General features: G+C 67.5%; 17 protein-coding genes. 10 read left to right on the plus strand and 7 right to left on the minus strand.

Going from position 1 to position 17,028, the window contains the following annotated elements; genetic code table 11:
- Position 1 precedes the first annotated feature (1 nt).
- A complete protein-coding gene (locus FURADRAFT_RS20825; protein WP_008954799.1) occupies positions 2 to 145 on the minus strand; it encodes a hypothetical protein in 144 nt (47 codons plus the stop codon).
- 404 nt (positions 146 to 549) lie between these two features.
- On the opposite strand from FURADRAFT_RS20825, the gene FURADRAFT_RS13865 reads away from it, so the two are divergent.
- A complete protein-coding gene (locus tag FURADRAFT_RS13865; RefSeq protein WP_008954800.1) occupies positions 550 to 1,221 on the plus strand; it encodes a GntR family transcriptional regulator in 672 nt (223 codons plus the stop codon).
- Between the two features lie 216 nt (positions 1,222 to 1,437).
- Here FURADRAFT_RS13865 and FURADRAFT_RS13870 read toward each other — a convergent pair whose 3' ends face one another.
- Together FURADRAFT_RS13870 and uraH are read right to left on the minus strand one after the other, a co-directional pair.
- The gene (locus FURADRAFT_RS13870) at positions 1,438 to 2,631 is read right to left on the minus strand and encodes a urate hydroxylase PuuD (RefSeq protein ID WP_008954801.1); all 1,194 of its coding nucleotides are present in this window, start codon (positions 2,629 to 2,631) and stop codon (positions 1,438 to 1,440) included.
- Positions 2,632 to 2,633: 2 nt separating this feature from the next.
- Entirely contained in the window at positions 2,634 to 2,987 is a 354-nt protein-coding gene (gene uraH / locus FURADRAFT_RS13875) for a hydroxyisourate hydrolase (RefSeq protein ID WP_008954802.1), read from the minus strand.
- Positions 2,988 to 3,105: 118 nt separating this feature from the next.
- Here uraH and uraD point away from each other — a divergent pair, with 118 nt between their 5' ends.
- Positions 3,106 to 3,624: a 2-oxo-4-hydroxy-4-carboxy-5-ureidoimidazoline decarboxylase gene (uraD, locus tag FURADRAFT_RS13880; RefSeq protein ID WP_008954803.1), complete on the plus strand. Its 519-nt coding sequence runs from the start codon at positions 3,106 to 3,108 to the stop codon at positions 3,622 to 3,624.
- 89 nt (positions 3,625 to 3,713) lie between these two features.
- Here the strand turns inward: uraD and FURADRAFT_RS13885 are convergent, their stop codons facing one another.
- On the minus strand, positions 3,714 to 4,460 hold the full coding sequence (locus FURADRAFT_RS13885; RefSeq protein WP_008954804.1) for a FadR/GntR family transcriptional regulator: 747 nt from the start codon (positions 4,458 to 4,460) through the stop codon (positions 3,714 to 3,716).
- A 231-nt stretch (positions 4,461 to 4,691) separates the two neighbouring features.
- Between FURADRAFT_RS13885 and lhpI the strand changes: the two genes are divergently transcribed.
- The 3 genes from lhpI (at position 4,692) to FURADRAFT_RS13900 (ending at position 8,072) form a co-directional block, all read left to right on the plus strand.
- Positions 4,692 to 5,630 carry a bifunctional Delta(1)-pyrroline-2-carboxylate/Delta(1)-piperideine-2-carboxylate reductase gene (lhpI, locus tag FURADRAFT_RS13890; RefSeq protein ID WP_008954805.1) on the plus strand — a complete coding sequence of 313 codons (939 nt, stop codon included), beginning with the start codon at positions 4,692 to 4,694 and terminating at the stop codon, positions 5,628 to 5,630.
- Positions 5,627 to 6,871, plus strand: a complete 1,245-nt coding sequence (locus FURADRAFT_RS13895; RefSeq protein ID WP_008954806.1) for an NAD(P)/FAD-dependent oxidoreductase — start codon at positions 5,627 to 5,629, stop codon at positions 6,869 to 6,871. Before lhpI ends, FURADRAFT_RS13895 begins: the two co-directional genes overlap by 4 nt.
- Before the next feature lie 82 nt (positions 6,872 to 6,953).
- Positions 6,954 to 8,072 carry a branched-chain amino acid ABC transporter substrate-binding protein gene (locus FURADRAFT_RS13900; RefSeq protein WP_008954807.1) on the plus strand — a complete coding sequence of 373 codons (1,119 nt, stop codon included), beginning with the start codon at positions 6,954 to 6,956 and terminating at the stop codon, positions 8,070 to 8,072.
- A gap of 112 nt (positions 8,073 to 8,184) precedes the next feature.
- Here FURADRAFT_RS13900 and FURADRAFT_RS13905 read toward each other — a convergent pair whose 3' ends face one another.
- Positions 8,185 to 8,679: a TlpA family protein disulfide reductase gene (locus tag FURADRAFT_RS13905; protein WP_008954808.1), complete on the minus strand. Its 495-nt coding sequence runs from the start codon at positions 8,677 to 8,679 to the stop codon at positions 8,185 to 8,187.
- A gap of 119 nt (positions 8,680 to 8,798) precedes the next feature.
- Here FURADRAFT_RS13905 and FURADRAFT_RS13910 point away from each other — a divergent pair, with 119 nt between their 5' ends.
- The 5 genes from FURADRAFT_RS13910 (at position 8,799) to FURADRAFT_RS13930 (ending at position 13,511) form a co-directional block, all read left to right on the plus strand.
- Positions 8,799 to 9,743, plus strand: a complete 945-nt coding sequence (locus FURADRAFT_RS13910; RefSeq protein WP_008954809.1) for a carbohydrate kinase family protein — start codon at positions 8,799 to 8,801, stop codon at positions 9,741 to 9,743.
- A 92-nt stretch (positions 9,744 to 9,835) separates the two neighbouring features.
- On the plus strand, positions 9,836 to 11,119 hold the full coding sequence (gene gshA, locus FURADRAFT_RS13915) for a glutamate--cysteine ligase (protein WP_008954810.1): 1,284 nt from the start codon (positions 9,836 to 9,838) through the stop codon (positions 11,117 to 11,119).
- Between the two features lie 18 nt (positions 11,120 to 11,137).
- Complete coding sequence (gshB, locus tag FURADRAFT_RS13920; protein ID WP_008954811.1) at positions 11,138 to 12,082, plus strand: glutathione synthase; 945 nt, start codon at positions 11,138 to 11,140, stop codon at positions 12,080 to 12,082.
- On the plus strand, positions 12,070 to 13,137 hold the full coding sequence (locus FURADRAFT_RS13925; protein WP_008954812.1) for an FAD:protein FMN transferase: 1,068 nt from the start codon (positions 12,070 to 12,072) through the stop codon (positions 13,135 to 13,137). The genes gshB and FURADRAFT_RS13925 overlap by 13 nt, the downstream gene beginning before the upstream one ends.
- Entirely contained in the window at positions 13,134 to 13,511 is a 378-nt protein-coding gene (locus FURADRAFT_RS13930) for a diacylglycerol kinase (protein ID WP_008954813.1), read from the plus strand. Before FURADRAFT_RS13925 ends, FURADRAFT_RS13930 begins: the two co-directional genes overlap by 4 nt.
- Positions 13,512 to 13,761: 250 nt before the next feature.
- On the opposite strand, the gene FURADRAFT_RS13935 is transcribed toward FURADRAFT_RS13930, so the two are convergent.
- Both FURADRAFT_RS13935 and topA read right to left on the minus strand, forming a co-directional pair.
- Positions 13,762 to 14,142, minus strand: a complete 381-nt coding sequence (locus FURADRAFT_RS13935) for a hypothetical protein (RefSeq protein WP_008954814.1) — start codon at positions 14,140 to 14,142, stop codon at positions 13,762 to 13,764.
- Positions 14,143 to 14,601: 459 nt separating this feature from the next.
- Positions 14,602 to 16,893 (minus strand): type I DNA topoisomerase, encoded by a 2,292-nt coding sequence (gene topA, locus FURADRAFT_RS13940; protein WP_008954815.1) that lies wholly within the window; start codon positions 16,891 to 16,893, stop codon positions 14,602 to 14,604.
- Between the last annotated feature and the right edge of the window lie 135 nt (positions 16,894 to 17,028).

Below are 17,028 nucleotides of genomic sequence, written 5' to 3' on the forward strand. Positions count from 1 at the left end.
TTCACCTCGCAAACCGGATCGAAAGGGGGTTGCCGTGCGCAACCGGGGTCTTGTCGAAGGGATGACGGGAGGGGGTGAGTTCCATGCTCACGGGGTTGTTGCGCAACGCCACGGTGGCGGCATGCGCTGCTCTTGTTCGGGCCATCTGCTTCTCCTTGGTGTAAATAATTATTAGCTTGGTTGGAACAGCTTAGGGATAAAGCGCAAGCGCTTGAATTCCCTCCGGCATCGGTTCTGTCGATAGTTTTGCTATCGACTCCCGGCCGGTAGGCCTCTCCTCCCGAGCCGGCCGGGAGGGGGTGCTGAGCCACCTGGTGCTTGCCGAAGCGGGACGGATTCCGCGTCGGACGACTCACCGTTACCCGCCGGCCGGAGTACAGCGGCACCGGGGACGTGGTGTTATATTCTTTCTGACATGTTAGTTTGAATTTTTCGAGTTTTGCAACAAAAATGTCTTTATGGGTTTGCTTGGTGTGGCAGGTGGAATTTGCTGCCGGCGAAGCCTGATGTGACAATTGCCGCTCGACGAAATGGATGGGGACGAGAAACATGCAGGAGCCTGAAGGTTTGCTCTTGGCCGACAAGGCCTTCCTGGCGCTGCGGGAGCTGCTGACCGGCGGTGGCCTGCGGGCCGGGCAGTTCGTCTCGATGTCGGACCTGGTCGGGGTGATCGGGCTGCCGCTGGCGCCGGTGCGCGAAGCGGTCAAGCGCGCCGAGTCGGCCGGTTACGTCCGCGTCCTGCCCAAGCGCGGCGTGGCGGTGATGGAGGCGACGCCGGAGCTGGTGCGCGAGTGCTTCCACCTGCGCACCGTCTTCGACCAGGAGGGCGCCCGGCTGCTGGTGCGCCGGCACGCCGCGGACACGCTCGGCGAACTGCGGCAAAAGCATCAGCAGGTGCTCGACGCCGCGCGCGCCGGCATCACGCCCTCGCTGCAGCGCGAGGCGATGGCGGTGGATTGGGCCTTGCACAGCGCCCTGTCCAATGTCCTCGACAACGCCAGCATCCGGGAGATCTACGCGCGCAACCGCGACCGCATCCTGGTGATGCAGCATTCCCGCCCGCTGCTTCCCGACCGCATCGTGCCGGCGATGCAGGAGCACCTGGCGATCATGGATGCGATCGCCGGCGGCGACGAGCAGGAGGCCGCCGGCCAGGTGCGCAACCATTTCCGCCAGACGCTGCGCTGGTGGGGCATCATCGACGCGGCCGAGGCGTCCTGAGTGTGAGCAGCGCGCCGGCACCCGCTTCGGCGGACGGCCCGCTTGCCGCTGGTGCCGCCACTCCCCCGTCCCTCCTTACCCACTTCCCCCGCGCCGCGGTTGCCAAGGCGTAGCCTTCACTCCGGCCATGCCGGGCCGCTCGTCGGTCCAGCTGACCCAGGTTGGCCGAAGCCGCTGCGGCCGGGTTCTCCGTGGCCCGGGGTGCCGGGCCGGCGCTCAGTCCGGCGCTCCGGCGGCGGCCCATTCGATGACCAGGCGGCGTTCGGCGTCGGTCATGTGCGTCAGGTTGCCGAGCGGCATGGTCCTGCTTTGCACTTGCGCGGCCAGGCGCGCGGCGTTGCGCTTGATCTCGGCCGGTTCGTCCAGCCGCACCCCGGCCGGCGGTGCCGAAAATCCGGCAAAGCTCGGCCGTGCCGCATGGCAGGCGACGCAGCGCTGCGCCAGGATGGCGCGCACCTGCTCCAGGTTGGCCGAAGACCGTGTTTCCCCGGCCGACAGCACGCCGGACGGCGCGCCGGCCAGCGCCACCAGCAGCAACAGCGCCACGCCGGCGGCGGGAAAGCGCCAGTCGACGATGCCACGGTGGCGCAGGTTGAAGAAGTGGCGGATCAGCACCCCGGCGGCGCCGATGCCGGCCAGCAGCGCCCAGCCGTAGCGGTGGCCGTAGGTGAAGGCGAAGTGCGGGCTGATCATGATGAACAGCACCGGCAGCGTGAAGTAGTTGTTGTGCACCGAGCGCTGCTTGCCGCGCCGTCCCGGCTCCGGGTCCGGCGTCTCGCCGCGTGTCAGGGCTGCCACCATGACGCGCTGGCCCGGGATGATGACGAAGAACACGTTGCCGGCCATCAGCGTGCCGATCACCGCGCCGCAGAGCAGATACACCGCGCGCGCCGCGAACAGCTGCGACAGCCCCCAGGCCAGCGCCACCAGCAGCAGGTAAACGCTCAGACCGAGCCAGCCGTCACGCCGTCCGAGCGGGCTGCGACACAGGCCGTGGTAGACCAGCCAGGCCCCGCCCAGCGTCAGCAACGCCGCGGCCACCGCCAGCGCCGGGCTCAAGCGCGCCACGGCGCTATCGACCAGCATCACCTCGGCGCGCGCCAAATACAGCAGCGCCAGCAGCGCGAAGCCCGACAGCCAGGTGGTGTAGGCCTCCCACTTGAACCAGTGCAGCCTGGACGGCAACACGGCTGGGGCGACCAGGTACTTCTGCGGGTTGTAGAAGCCGCCGCCGTGCACCGCCCACAGCTCACCGCCGACGCCGCGCCGCTGCAGTTCCGGGTCGGTGGGCGGAGTCAGGTGGTTGTCGAGCCAGACGAAGTAGAACGACGCCCCGATCCACGCCACCCCGGCCACGAAGTGCAGCCAGCGCAGCAGCAGCGCCAGCCAGTCGAGCAGGTAGGCAACCACGCTCAGCTCCCGCGGTAGCTGCTGTAGCCGTACGGCGCCAGCAGCAGCGGGATGTGGTAGTGCGCCGTGGTATCGCTGATGCCGAAGCGGATCGGCACCACGTCGAGGAAGGGTGGGTCGCCCAGGGCATGGCCCTGCGCGCGCAGGTAGTCGCCGGCGGCGAAGTGCAGCTCGTACACCCCCGGCTGCAGCGCCGCGCCTTCCAGCAGCGGGGCATTGCAGCGGCCGTCGGCGTTGGTGCGGGTAACCAGCAGCCGGCGTGGTTGCAGGCCGTCGATGCGGTACAGGCTCACGACCAGCCCGGCGGCGGGGCAGCCGCGCGCGGTATCGAGCACATGCGTGGTGAGACGGCCCATGGCGTGGCCTTTCTGTCGGTCATGACGATGCTGTCGGGAAAGCAGCGCAGTGGCCAGCTTCTATTATGGTTATAACCGCATGGTGATGATTCGCCGCGTTGGCGGCAGGAAGGACGCCATGGATAGCCCTGACAACCGGCGCTGGACGCCGGCGGACTTGTCGGCCCTGGAGCGCGACGCTTTCGTCGCCGCGCTCGACGGCGTGTTCGAACAGACGGCGTGGGTGGCCGAGCGCGCCTGGGAACAACGCCCGTTCAGCACGCGCTTTGCGCTGTGGCAGGCGCTGGTGTCCGCCATGCTGTCAGCCTCCCACGAGGAACAGCTGGCGCTGATCCGCGCCCACCCCGAACTGGGTACACGTGCCCCGCTGAGCGCGGCCTCGGGCGGCGAGCAGCAGGCCGCCGGCCTGCGCCAGGAGAGCGCCGACACCGCGCGGCTGGCCGAACTCAACGCCCACTATCGCGCGCGCTTCGGCCATCCCTTCATCGTCGCCGTGGCCGGGCTCGGCCGGGACGACATCCTCGCCCAGCTCGAGCAGCGCCTGCACGACCCCCCGCAACAGGAATTCGCCCGCTGTCTCGGCGAGATCGGCCGCATCGCCGCGCTGCGGCTGGCGCAGCGGGTGAGTAGTGCTTAGGCGTGCCGCCTCCGCCCCGCGGAGGCGTCCTTTCCCCCGGTGAGGGGGCCGTCTGCAGGCAGCGGCTGCGCGGGTGGGCGTGCGGCCGGCTAGGCCGGCGTTTTCGGCGGCGAGGCGTCGCCGGTGGAAATGTCCCGGCCCACCCGACGCAGATGCTGCTCGACGTAGAAGGCCGCCGCCTGCTCGTCGCCGCTGACGATCGCCTCGTAGATCAGCTGGTGTTCCGCCACGTACAGGCTGATGCGTTCCTCGTCGTAGATCCCGTCGTCACGCAGCCGCTGCCACAGCGGCTGCTCCATGGCTTTCGCGATTTCGTCGGCGATGCGCACCATCAGCGCATCGCCGGTCATCACGGCCAGCTGGCGATGGAACAGCCGGTCGCTCTCGCTCCACAACGCCTGCTGTGCCTGGATGTCGATGTTCTTGACGTTCTTCATCAGCGCCAGGTAGTGCTCGGCCTTGTCGTCGCGCTGTCCGCGTCGCGCGGCCAGCCGCGCGATGGCGGGCTCCAGCAGCAGCCGCACCTCCAGCGTTGACAGCGGGCTGTCGTCGGCGCGTCGGTCCGTGTCGGCGAGCTGGGCCTGCTGCAGCCGCTGCAAGGCATCGGCACAGACGTAGGTGCCCGAGCCGCGGCGCGTCATCACCAGCTGCTGGTTCTGCAGCGACCCGATGGCCTCGCGCACGGCGGGGCGGCTGACGCGGAAGCGTGCCGCCAGCTCGCGCTCCGACGGCAGGCGGGATTCCGGCAGGAATTCGCCGTTGGTGATGCTGTGCTGGATTTGCTCGGCCACCTGCTGGTAGATCGGGCGCGGCTGGAAGTGGTTGGTCTCTTGCATGGTGGTCACTCAAATTGGTCTAAAAGCGGACATGAGTGTTGCGTATTGGTGACAAAGTTTACCAAATTCCCTGGCGATGACGCGATAGGGTTGTGCCTTGCGTGGCTAATTGGTAATTTTTTTGACATGAACAGTGTGGTTGCTGTCCTGCATCTGGCCAGTTTTGGATGGTTGATGTGGAAGCAACCAAAATCTGGTCGAAATTCTACCAATTCAGAGGTCTGACGCCCCATGAGCATGCCGACACCGCTACCGGTTCTCTCCGCCCGCCAAACCGCCGAGCTGCTGCCCTTCGATTCCCTGTGCCAAGGGCTGGCGTACGCCGCCGAAGAGTACCAGGCCGGTCGCATCAGCAGCCCGGAACGCCAGGTGCTGCCGTTACAGGAGGAGGGCGTGCTGCTCTCGATGCCGGCCTCCGCCCACGATGTCGCCATGCACAAGCTGGTCAACGTCTGCCCGCACAACAGCCGCCGCGGCCTGCCCACCATCCACGGCGTGGTCAGCGTCTACGACGCCGCCAGCGGCGTGCCGCTGCTGATCCTGGACGGGCCGACCGTCACCGCACGGCGCACCGCGGCGGTTTCGATGCTGGCGATGCGCTCGCTGCAAGCGGCGCCTACGCGCCACGTTGCGCTGATCGGCACCGGCAAGCAGGCGGCCGGCCATGCCGAGGCGCTGGCGGCGCTGTATCCGGGACTGCGCGTCGACGTGCATGGCCACCAGAGGGCGGCCGCCGAGGCGTTCTGCCGCGAGCACGGCACGCTCGGCCTGGATCTGCAGCCGGCCACGGGGGACGTGGCCGAGGCGGCGCAAGTAGTGATCATGCTGACCACCAGCAAGGTTCCGGTGTACGACCAGCCGGCGCGTCCCGATCGTCTGCTGATCGGGGTCGGCGCCTTCCGTCCCGACATGGCCGAGCTGGGGCCGCACGCCATCGCCGGCAGCCAGCTGTTTTCCGACGACCCGGTCGGCGCGCGCCACGAGGCTGGGGATCTGATCCAGGCCGGGATCGACTGGTCCACCGTGGCGTCGCTGGCCGACGCCGTGGCCGGACGCTTCGACGCGGCCCGCCCGCGCCTGTTCAAGAGCGTCGGTACCGCCGCCTGGGATCTGGCGGCGGCGCGATGCGCGCTGGCCAACTGGCGCCTCGGCGTAGGCGAGGGGGCATGAGCCGCGCCGACGTCATCGTGGTCGGCGCCGGCGTGGTCGGCATCGCCAGCGCGCTGCAACTGCGCCTGGCCGGGCTCGACGTGCTGTTGCTCGACCGCGATCCGCCGGCGTCCGGCACCTCGTCCGGCAACGCCGGGGCGCTGGCGGTGAGCGAGGTGTTCCCGCTCGCCGAGCCTGGCGTGCTGCGCCAGGTGCCACGTTGGCTGCTCAATCCGCTCGGCCCGCTGGCGGTACGCTGGCGCCATCTGCCCGGTCTGATGCCGTGGCTCGGCCGCTTCGTGCTGGCGAGCCGGCCAGCGCGGGTGGCGGCGCTGAGCCGGCAGCTGGGACAGCTGCTGGCCCGGGTGAACCAGGACTACGCCCCGCTCATCGCCCGCTGCGGTCTGGAAGGGAGCTGGCGTCGCCACGGCGCACTGGCGCTCTATCCCGATCAGGGCGCCCTGCAGGCCGACCTGGCGCGCTGGCAGCGGCGCGGCGAGCAGGGCGTGCGCTGGCGGCGCTGCGACAAAGACCAACTGACACGGCTGGAGCCGGCCTTGCGTGCGCCGTGGCAGCAGGGGGTGCTGATTCCCGACTGGTCGCACGTGGACGATCCCTACCTGTTCAGCCTCGGCCTGTTCCAGCAGTTCCTGCGCGAAGGCGGCCGGTTCCTGCAGCAGCCGGTGACGGCGCTGCGTCAGCAGCACGGCACCGTCAGCGGCATCACCCTGGCCGACGGCCGCGCGCTGAGCGCGGGGCAGGTCGTGGTGGCGAGCGGCGTGTGGAGCGACCGTTTCGCACGCCAGGCTGGCCAGGCGCTGCCGCTGGAGAGTGAGCGCGGCTACCACCTGACCCTGCCCAGGGCCGGTCGTCCGCTGCGGCATTTCCTGCTCAACGCCAGTGAAAGCTTCGTCATCCTGCCGATGGCCGACGGTGGCCTGCGCCTCGCCGGCACGGTGGAACTGGCGCACCGCGACGCGCCGCCGGACTACCGTCGCGCCCACCTGCTGCTGGACAAGGCGCAGGCCATGCTGGGCGAGCTCGGTACCGAGGGCATGAGCGCCTGGATGGGCAACCGCCCGTCGGTGCCGGATACCGTGCCGGTGATCGGCCCGTCCTCGCACCTGCGGCAACTGTTCTTCGCCTGCGGTCATGGCCATCTCGGCCTGACCCTCGCCGCCACCACCGGCGCGCTGCTGCGCGACCACCTCACCGGGGTGGCGGCCATTCCGCCAGAGTTCTGGCCCGGCCGGTTCCGTTAGCGTTCCGGTCGGTGCCAACGCTGTCGCAATCAAGCTGTTGCTGTGCCCTTGTCGATTCAACAACCTCATCAGGATGCAAAACATGAAACACACCCTGCTCGTTACCCTGCTGGCCCTGGGGGGCATCAGCGCCGCTTCTGCCGCCGAGGTGGTGAAAATCGGCTTCATCGGCCCCTTGACCGGGCCGGACGCCCACTGGGGCAAGGACAACCAGAACTGTGCCCAGCTCGCCGTCGACACCCTCAACCGCAGTGCGCTGAGGATCAACGGCCAGCCGGTGCAGTTCGAACTGGTATCGCAGGACGACCAGGAAGACCCCAAGCAGTCCACCCTGGCCGCGCAAAAACTGCTGGATGAAGAAGTGAAGGCGGTGGTCGGCCCGTTCACGTCGGGCACCACCATTCCCGCCGCGCGCATCATCAACCAGGCTGGTCTGCCGCAGTTCTCGGTGGCGGTCAACGCCACCTACACCAACCAGGGCTACGGCAACGCCTTCCGCCTGAGCGCGGTGGACACCCGCATGGGACCGGCTATCGCCCAATACGCGCTGAGCGAATTGAAGGCCAAGCGCATCGCCATGATCGACGACCGCACCGCCTATAGCCAGGGCCTGGCCGACAAGTTCGAGGCCGAGGCCAAGCGTCTGGGGGCGCAGGTGATTCGCCGCGAATACACCACGCCGGGACAGAACAACTTCAGTCCGATCCTGACCACGATCCGTGCCGCCAAGCCGGACCTGCTGTTCGTCGCCATGTCCGACAGCCAGGCGGCCCCCCTGGCGCTGCAGATGAAACAGCTCGGCCTGTCCACCAAGGTGCTCAGTGGCGACATGATCCAGACCGATAACTTCATCAAGCTCTCCGGCAGCAACAGCGAAGGCTTCATGGCGGCGGTGGCCGGCAACGTGCTGGAAAAGCGCAGCCAGGGGCAGGACTTCATCAAGCGCTATCATGCCAAGTACGGCAAGCCGCCCTTGTCCTACGGCCCGCAGCACTACGACGCGGTGATGCTGGTGGCGAAGGCCATGCAGCAGGCCAACAGCACCGAGCCCGGCAAGGTCACGGCGGCGCTGAAGAAGATCAGTTACGAGGGAGTGAACGCCAGCTACCGCTTCGATAGCCGTGGCGACCTGATCCAGGCGCCGATCACCGTCTATCAGGTGCGCCAGGCCAAGTGGGCGCCGGTCAAGGTGACCTTCTGAGATTTTCCCTGTTGTTGTCAGCTTGCGCCCGGCCTAGGCCGGGCTTTTTTCGCTGTGGCGGCTGCCGGACGACGAGGCCCGGCACGGGTGCCAGGGGATCGTGAACAGGTTTCTAGAGATGCGGCTCTACCGCCTGCAGCAGGGTCTGTTCCGACAGCTTGCCGATCAGCGTGGCGACCTGCTTGCCGGAGCGGTCCAGCACCACGGTGTAGGGCAGGCCGCCGGCCGGGTTGCCGATGGCGCGCATCAGGTCGAGCGTGTTGCCGTCGCCCAGCACGATGGGATAGCTCACCCGGGTCGTGCGCAGGTAATTGCCGACCGACACCTTGTCGTCGAGCGCCACGCCGACCACCTCGACGCCGCGCGGCGCCAGGCGGGTGCGCACGGCGTTGAGCATCGGCATCTCCTCGCGGCAGGGCGAACACCAGGTGGCCCAGAAATTCACCACGGTGACCTTGCCCTTGTACTGGGTGAGCGCGGCGTTCCTGCCGGCCAGGTCGGTGAAGCGGGCGCGTTCCAGCGCCGGGCTGGCGGCGGCCGGCAGCGCCGTCAACAGCGCGGCGCACAGCAGCGGCAGCACGCCGCGGCGCAGAGTGGTGGGGGTCATCGGATCATCCTGTAAAAACGTGGCAACAGCTTGGAGCGGGCGGCGCAGCCAGGGTTCGCCACGGGGGAGGGCGGTGTTTCGTGCTACACTTAAACGCTTGATTTCATAGCGGAGCCGGCATGTCCATCCTCGTCTGCGGATCGCTCGCCTACGATACCCTGCTGACCTTCGAAGACCGTTTCGACCAGCATATCCTGGCAGACCAGCTGCACAAGATCTCCACCACCTTCCGCGTGCCGACGATGCGCCGCGAGTTCGGCGGCTGCGCCGGCAACATCGCCTACAACCTCGCCTTGCTGGGCGAGCGGCCGCTGGTGATGGCCACGGTGGGCGAGGACTTCGACCCCTACCGCGAGCATCTGGCGCGCCTCGGCGTGGCGGACCGCCATATCCGCACCGTTCCCGGCCAGTATACCGCGCAATGTTTCATCATCAGCGATAGCGGCGGCAACCAGCTGATGGCGTTCCATCCCGGCGCGATGGAGCACGCCACCGACAACCACCTGAGCGAGGTCGAGAGCCCGGTGGAACTCGCCATCGTGGCGCCGTCGGGCTACCTCGGCTGCCTGCAGCACTGCCGCGAGCTGGCCGAGGCCGGCATCCCGTTGGTGTTCGACCCCGGCCAGGAGCTGCCGCTGTTCTCGCGCACCGAGCTGCGCGCGCTGGTCGAAATGGCCAGCTACGTCACGCTCAACGACTACGAAGCCGAACTGATGCGCGAGCGCGCCGGGCTCACGCTGGACGACATGCGCCGCCAGGTGCGCGCGCTGATCATCACGCGCGGGGCGCAGGGGGCGGAGATCCACGTCGACGACACGCTGCTCCACATCCCGGCGGTGCCGCTGGACGGCCCCGCACTCGACCCCTCCGGTTGCGGCGACGCCTTCCGCGCCGGCCTGCTGTACGGCATCCGGCACGGCCTCGACTGGCACCTCACCGGCCGCCTGGCCAATCTGCTGGGCGCCATCAAGGTGGTCAGCCGCGGCGCGCAGAACCATGTCTTCGATTGGGCCCAACTGAAAGAGCGCTACCAGGCGGCCTATAACGAAGCATGGCCGGACTGAGCCCGCGCCGCTCCGCCACCCAGGGTTGAATAAGGCGCCTGTCATCCCCACCATTGTGCAATTCGACCCAAGATCATCCCAAAGGGGAAGACATGACCGTTCCTTACCTGTCCACCGCCCTGAAGGGCCCGTTGCTGGAGCTGGAAAGCCGCATCCTCGGCGCCCAGCCCCATATCGAGCACTGGTTCCGCAGCCAGTGGCACGCCCACCAGGTGCCGTTCTACGGCTCGGTCGACCTGCGCAACAGCGGCTTCAAGCTGGCCCCGGTGGACATGAACCTGTTCCCCGGCGGTTTCAACAACCTCAACCCGGAATTCACCCCGCTCGCGGTCCAGGCCGCCACCAGCGCGGTGGAGAAGGTGTGTCCCGAAGCCAAGAACATCCTGCTGATCCCGGAGAACCATACCCGCAACACCTTCTATCTGCAGAACGTGGCGGCGCTGGTGCACATCTTCGAGCAGGCCGGCCTCAAGGTACGGTTGGGCTCGCTCAATCCAGAGATCACCGAGCCGACCGAACTGACCGCCGCCAACGGCGCCACGGTGCGGCTGGAGCCGATCGAGCGCCGCGGCAACCGCCTGGTGTTGGCCGACGGCTTCAGCCCGTGCGTGGTGCTGCTCAACAACGACCTGTCGGGCGGCGTGCCGGACATCCTGCAGAACCTGGAGCAGACCCTGCTGCCGCCGCTGCACGCCGGTTGGGCGGTGCGGCGCAAGACACACCATTTCAAGGCCTACGACCAGGTCGCCGACGATTTCGCGCGGCTGATCTCGATCGATCCGTGGCTGATCAATCCCTATTTCAACGCCACCAAGGGGCTGGATTTCCAGTCGCGCCAGGGCGAAGAAGCGCTGGCCGACAGCGTCTCCGGCCTGCTCGACAAGATCCGCATCAAGTACCGCGAGTACGGCATCACCCATGACCCATTCGTGATCGTCAAGGCCGACGCCGGCACCTACGGTATGGGCGTGATGAGCGTGAAGTCGCCGGACGAGGTGATCGGCCTCAACCGCAAGGCGCGCAACAAGATGGCGGTGGTGAAGGAAGGGCTGGAAGTGTCCGAGGTGATCGTGCAGGAAGGCGTGTACACCTTCGAGACGGTCAACGCCGCGGTGGCCGAGCCGGTGGTGTACATGATGGACCGCTTCGTCATCGGCGGCTTCTACCGCGTCCATACCGGGCGCGGCGTCGACGAGAACCTCAACGCGCCAGGCATGCACTTCGTGCCGCTGTCGTTCGAATCGGCCTGCCTGCCGGACAAGAGCGGCACCCCGGACTGCCCGCCCAACCGTTTCTATTCCTACGGCGTGATCGCCCGCCTGGCGCTGTTGGCCGCCTCGCTGGAGCTGGAAGCCACCGACCCCGACAACGCCTGAGCGCACTGGATCCCGCCTATGAAAATCCTGTTCATCGCCGACCCGCTGGACCACTTCAAGATCTACAAGGACACCACCTTCGCCATGATGGAGGAGGCGGCGCGACGCGGCCATGCCCTGGCGGTGGCCGAAGCGCGTCAGCTGTCGGTGGAAGGCGGACGGCTGCTGGTGGACGCGCGCGACCTGACCCTGACCGGCGACAAGCACGACTGGTTCCGCCTCGCCGAGGTGCAGCGCCAGCCGCTCACCGCGTTCAGCGCGGCGATCATGCGCAAGGACCCGCCGTTCGACATGGAGTACCTGTACGCCTCGCAGCTGTTCACGTTGGCCGAAGCCCAGGGCGTCAAGGTGTTCAGCAGCGGCCAGGCGCTCAGGGACTACAACGAGAAGCTGGCGATCCTGAATTTCCCCGACTGCATCGCGCCGACCCTGATCTCCGGCGAGTCGGCCCGCCTGCGCGCCTTCGTGCGCCAGCACCAGGACGTCATCCTCAAGCCGCTCGACAGCATGGGCGGCGACAGCATCTTCCGGGTCACCCCGGACGACCCCAACCTGTCGGTGATCCTGGAAACCATCACCCAGCGCGAGACCCGCACCGTGATGGCGCAGCGCTTCATCCCGGAAATCCGCGACGGCGACAAGCGCATCCTGGTGATCGACGGCGTGCCGGTGGACTACTGCCTGGCGCGCATCCCGATGGCCGGCGAGACGCGCGGCAACCTCGCCGCCGGCGGCCGCGGCGAGGCGCGCCCACTCACCGCGCGCGACCGCGAGATCGTGGCGGCGGTGGGGCCGGAACTGCAGCGGCGCGGCATCCTGTTCGCCGGTCTCGACGTCATCGGCGACTACCTCACCGAAGTCAACGTCACCAGTCCCACCTGCTTCCGCGAGATCATGGATCAGACCGGCATCAACGTCGCCGGGCTGTACATCGATGCGCTGGAGCGGCGGTGCGCGCACTGATCTCGTGGCTTCGGCCAACCTGTCTGGCCCTGTGTCTGCTGATCGGGCTCGCGGCGTGCAGCCGCGAGCCCGAACCGTTCCGCCAGGAAAGCTACGTGTTCGGCACGCGCGTCGAGGTCACCGTGCTGGGCGAGCCGGAGGTCCGCGCCCAGGCCGCGGTGGCGCAGGCCATGGCCGAACTCGACCGCCTGCACCTGCGCCTGCACGCCTGGAAGGGCAACGGCGAGCTGGTCGCCATCAACCGCGCCCTGGCGCGCGGCGAATCGGCGCCGCTGGCGCCCGATCTGGCCGAGCTACTGCGCGCCGCGCAGCGCGACGAGGCGCTCTCCGACGGCCTGTTCACGCCGGCGCTGGGCGGGCTGGTGGCGCTGTGGGGCTTTCACGCCGACAGCTTCGCCCCGGTCACGCCCGACCCGGCGGCGCTCCGGCAACTGGTCGAGGCCCGCCCGCGTATGGCCGACCTGAGCCTCGCCGACGGCCGCATCGCCAGCCGCAACCCGGCGGTGCAGCTTGATCTGGGCGGCATCGCCAAGGGCTGGGCGCTCGACCGGGTGCGCAACCAGCTCAAGGCCGCCGGTGTCCGTGCCGCGCTGATCAACATCGGTGGCAACGTCATCGCGCTGGGCAAAAAGCCGGACGGCACGCCGTGGAAGGTCGGCATCCAGCACCCGCGCCGCAACGAGGCGATGGCAGTGGTGGAGCTGGCCGACGGCGAGGCGGTGGGCACCTCGGGCGATTACCAGCGCTACTTCGAGCTGAACGGACGGCGCCACTGCCACCTGATCGACCCGCGCGACGGCAGCAGCGACTGCCGCGCCCAGGCCGCCACCGTGGTGGTGGCGCCGGCCGCCGACGCCGGGCTGCGCTCCGATGTCGCCACCAAGCCGATTTATCTTGCCGACACCGCGCGCGCTTCTTACTATGCCAGCCGCTTCGGCATCCGCGACGTGCTGCTGGTCGACGGCCACGGCGAGGTCTGGCTGTCGCGCTCGATGCAGGCACGCCTGCACTGGCTGGGCGAAGCGCCACGTATCCATCTTCTGGGAGCCGCATGAAACTGCAGGAAAGCCCGTTCAAGGGCAAGACCGGGATCACCCGGCTGATCAACGCCTTCGGGTACTCGCTGGACGGTCTCAAGGCCGCCTTCCGCCACGAGGACGCGTTTCGCATGCTGCTGCTGCTGGCCGTGATCCTGATCCCGCTGGCCTTCGTCATCCACGCCAGCGCGCTCGAGCGCGCCCTGCTGGTGGCGAGCTCGCTCGCCACGCTGATCATCGAGCTGCTCAATTCGGCGGTGGAGGCGGCGGTCGACCACACTTCGCTGGAGCGCCATCCGCTCGCCAAGCGCGCCAAGGACATGGGCAGCGCGGCGCAGCTGATCGGTCTGGTCAACCTGGCCGTGGTGTGGGGGCTGGTGCTGTTCGGCTGACAAGGTTGGCCGAAGCACGGGACAAAACGGCAGCATGCCTGATGGCGCGCTGCCGTTTTTGCATTGGGCGGGACGGGAGCCTGTTTCAGTAGGAGAGCAAGCCAAAGCAGGTTGAGTGCCGCCAACGCACAGGAACCGGAATGTACACGGAGCACATGAGGATCATGGCTGAGCGAATCAGAGATTCGCACGCTCAGAGCATTGCCGGTGCTCAAGATGCAAAGGCGCAGCCGCCTAATGAATCAGGCTATCAGTCGTCGAGGCGGCGGTACAGGTAGCCCGGCGTCACCCGGATCATGCCCGGGCCTTCCTTGACCTCGCCCTGCTTGCCGACCAGCAGCCAGCGCGAGTCGCGCGCGATCAGGTAGCGGTACACCGGCTGGCCGGCGCAGTAGAACAGCAGCTCGCGGCCACGGAAGGCATCCAGCGGCAGCAGCGGGCGTTCGTGCTGCATCAGGAACATCGCCAGCGCGTGGCTGTCGAGCGCCGCCAGCTGCTCGCGGTCCGCCACCATCATGCCGCAGAACGTGACGAGCAAGGAGACGGCCAGCAGCGGCCAGGTCGTGGAGGCGAAAGCCAGCAAGGTCAGCACGGCGCTGCCGGTGAAGTAGAAGCTGCTGTCGGCTTTCATGATCCGCCCTTTACCTCCAGCCCGCCTTGCAGGCACTGCGGCACAACACCCACCCCGGACAAACCGGGGAACGGGTACCCCGCCCTGTCTGCGCCGTGCCCGAAGCGTCGCCAGCGCCGCCGCAACCGCATTCCAGGGCGGCTTGCGGACATCTGCTCGAGGCGCTGCGGCTGTCAGTTGGAATGCGCGCGGCGTTCTGGCCCAATGGAAACGCCGCCTGGGGGCAGGCGGCGTTTTGCCCCGGAGGGCATTCCGGTCCGTCGCAGGTACCGTACTCGCCAGAACGAATCTGGCCGTGAAATCGGGCTGACTTCGCCCTTGACTCGAAGTATAAGCATTGCGCCGGGAAATGCTGAATAAAAGCCGGTGCTAGGTTATGACGAACGGGCGATATCGCGGGCCGACCGGGAATGAAAAACGCCACCTGGCGGTGGCGTCGGGGGTGAGGGCGGATGCGGCTCAGGCTTCCTTGGCTTCCGGCGGGGCGATCACCTCGCTGTAGCCACACTCCTTCTGCGGGCAGACCTTCTCGGTGCCGCGCCGCTTGGTGGTCTTGATGGTCAGGATCGGCCAGTGGCACTTCGGGCAGGGCTCGGCCACCGGCGGGTTCCAGGTGGCGTACTTGCACTTGGGATAGGTATTGCAGCTGTAGAACAGCTTGCCGTAGCGGCTCTTGCGCTCGATCAGGCTGCCCGTCTTGCATTCCGGGCAGGTCACGCCGGTGTCGCGCGGCTTCTCCAGCGGTTCGATGTGCTTGCATTTGGGGTAGTTGGCACAGCCGATGAACTTGCCGTAGCGGCCCTTCTTGATGTGCAGCGCGCCGCCGCATTCCGGGCAGGTGCGCCCCTCGATCACCGTCGGCTCTTCCGCCGCCGCCGCCGCGCTCTCGGCGGTCTCGCCGATGTCGCGGGTGTAGTCGCACTCGGGGTAGCCGGTGCAGGCGATGAAGCGGCCGCGCTTGCCGAACTTGATCTGCAGCGGCTTGCTGCACTTCGGGCAGGCCTCGTCCAGGCTCTCGGTGGTGACCTCGGCGCGCGACAGGCTTTCCTTCTCGCTCAGCTGCTTGGCCAGCCCCTTCCAGAACGTCTCCATCACCGGCACCCACTCGCGCCGGCCGTTGGCGATCTCGTCGAGCTGGTCTTCCAGCTTGGCGGTGAAGTTGTAGTCGACGTACTGGCCGAAGTGCTCGGTGAGGAACTTGTTGACGATCTCTCCGGTGTCGGTCGGCAGGAAGCGCTTCTTGTCCAGCACCACGTACTCGCGGTCCTTCAGCGTCGAGATGATGCTGGCGTAGGTGGACGGGCGGCCGATGCCGAATTCTTCCAGCGCCTTGACCAGGCTGGCCTCGGAGAAGCGCGGCGGCGGCTGGGTGAAGTGCTGTTCGCCGTAGAGCTTGTCCACCGGCAGCACGTCGCCCACCTCCAGCACCGGCAGCTTGGCGTTGTCCTCGTCCTCGGCGTCGTCGACGTCTTCCTCGTACACCGCGAGGAAGCCGGCGAAGGTCTGCACCTGGCCGGTGGCGCGGAACACGCCCTCGCCGACGGTGATGTCGACGCTGGTGGTGTCGAACTTGGCCGGCGCCATCTGGCAGGCCAGGGTGCGCTTCCAGATCATCTCGTAGAGCTTGAACTGGTCGGTGGTCAAGAACGGCTTCATCGCCGCCGGGGTGCGCTCGATCGAGGTCGGGCGGATCGCCTCGTGGGCTTCCTGGGCGTTCTTCGACTTGTTCTTGAAGGTGACAGGGGCCTTGGGCAGGAAGGCCGGCTCGAACTGGCTCTCGATGTAGCCGCGGATTTCGGTCAGGGCCTCGTTCGACAGTACCACGGCGTCGGTACGCATGTAGGTGATCAGACCGACCGTGCCCTGGCCGATGTCGACGCCCTCGTACAGCTGCTGCGCCGTGCGCATGGTGCGGTCGGTGGTCATGCCGAGCTTGCGCACCGCCTCCTGCTGCAGCGTCGAGGTGGTGAACGGCGCGGCCGGGTTGCGGGTTTTCTTCTTCTTGTCGACGTTGCTGACGGTCGCCGGCTGCTCGGCCAGCCGCGCCAGGGTGTCGGCCTGGATCGCCTCGCTCGGGATGTCGAACTGGTCGAGCTTGTTGCCGCCGAGCTCGAACAGCTTGGCGCCGAACTTCTGCCGGCCCTTGTGGCTGTCGAGGTGGATCGACCAGTATTCCTGCTCGGTGAAGGCGCGGATCTCGTTCTCGCGCTCGCAGATCAGGCGCAGCGCCGGGCTCTGCACGCGGCCGGCGGACAGCCCGCGGCGGATCTTCTTCCACAGCATCGGCGACAGGTTGAAGCCGACCAGGTAGTCGAGCGCGCGGCGCGCCTGCTGCGCGTCGACCAGCTCCTGCGAGATGTCGCGCGGGTTGGCGATGGCGTCGAGCACCGCGTTCTTGGTGATCTCGTGGAACACCACGCGCTGCGCGGTCTTGCCCTTCAGCAGCTTCTTGTTGTTGAGGATCTGCACCAGGTGCCAGGAAATGGCCTCGCCTTCGCGGTCCGGGTCAGTTGCCAGATAGATGTGATCGGCCTCGGCCACCGCCTGGGTGATGGCGTCCACGTGCTTGGCGTTGCGCGGGATCAGCTGGTACTTCATGGCGAAGTTCTTGTCCGGGTCGACCGCGCCGCTTTTCGGCACCAGGTCGCGGACGTGGCCGTAGGAGGCGAGGACTTCGAAGTCCTGACCCAGGTATTTTTTCAGCGTTTTGGCCTTGGACGGCGACTCAACGATCAATAGGCTCGAGGGCATGTTTTGTTCAATCGTGAACCCGGCAGTCCCGGGCTGACATCTTGTGTATCTATCAAATAAAACAAGAGCGCAAGGGGGCGCTCTTGTCGGACGTGTCGTTAAGGCGTCGGAAGGGCGCGATGGTAAGCCTGTCGC

The sequence above is a fragment of the Pseudogulbenkiania ferrooxidans 2002 genome (assembly GCF_000174355.1).
Lineage (GTDB): Bacteria > Pseudomonadota > Gammaproteobacteria > Burkholderiales > Chromobacteriaceae > Pseudogulbenkiania > Pseudogulbenkiania ferrooxidans.

Coding starts and splice junctions, on each gene's coding strand:
- FURADRAFT_RS20825 (WP_008954799.1), bottom strand. CDS start 145: ATGGCCCGAACAAGAGCAGCGCATGCCGCCACCGTGGCGTTGCGCAAC.
- FURADRAFT_RS13865 (WP_008954800.1), top strand. CDS start 550: ATGCAGGAGCCTGAAGGTTTGCTCTTGGCCGACAAGGCCTTCCTGGCG.
- uraH (WP_008954802.1), bottom strand. CDS start 2,987: ATGGGCCGTCTCACCACGCATGTGCTCGATACCGCGCGCGGCTGCCCC.
- uraD (WP_008954803.1), top strand. CDS start 3,106: ATGGATAGCCCTGACAACCGGCGCTGGACGCCGGCGGACTTGTCGGCC.
- FURADRAFT_RS13885 (WP_008954804.1), bottom strand. CDS start 4,460: ATGCAAGAGACCAACCACTTCCAGCCGCGCCCGATCTACCAGCAGGTG.
- lhpI (WP_008954805.1), top strand. CDS start 4,692: ATGAGCATGCCGACACCGCTACCGGTTCTCTCCGCCCGCCAAACCGCC.
- FURADRAFT_RS13895 (WP_008954806.1), top strand. CDS start 5,627: ATGAGCCGCGCCGACGTCATCGTGGTCGGCGCCGGCGTGGTCGGCATC.
- FURADRAFT_RS13900 (WP_008954807.1), top strand. CDS start 6,954: ATGAAACACACCCTGCTCGTTACCCTGCTGGCCCTGGGGGGCATCAGC.
- FURADRAFT_RS13905 (WP_008954808.1), bottom strand. CDS start 8,679: ATGACCCCCACCACTCTGCGCCGCGGCGTGCTGCCGCTGCTGTGCGCC.
- FURADRAFT_RS13910 (WP_008954809.1), top strand. CDS start 8,799: ATGTCCATCCTCGTCTGCGGATCGCTCGCCTACGATACCCTGCTGACC.
- gshA (WP_008954810.1), top strand. CDS start 9,836: ATGACCGTTCCTTACCTGTCCACCGCCCTGAAGGGCCCGTTGCTGGAG.
- gshB (WP_008954811.1), top strand. CDS start 11,138: ATGAAAATCCTGTTCATCGCCGACCCGCTGGACCACTTCAAGATCTAC.
- FURADRAFT_RS13930 (WP_008954813.1), top strand. CDS start 13,134: ATGAAACTGCAGGAAAGCCCGTTCAAGGGCAAGACCGGGATCACCCGG.
- FURADRAFT_RS13935 (WP_008954814.1), bottom strand. CDS start 14,142: ATGAAAGCCGACAGCAGCTTCTACTTCACCGGCAGCGCCGTGCTGACC.
- topA (WP_008954815.1), bottom strand. CDS start 16,893: ATGCCCTCGAGCCTATTGATCGTTGAGTCGCCGTCCAAGGCCAAAACG.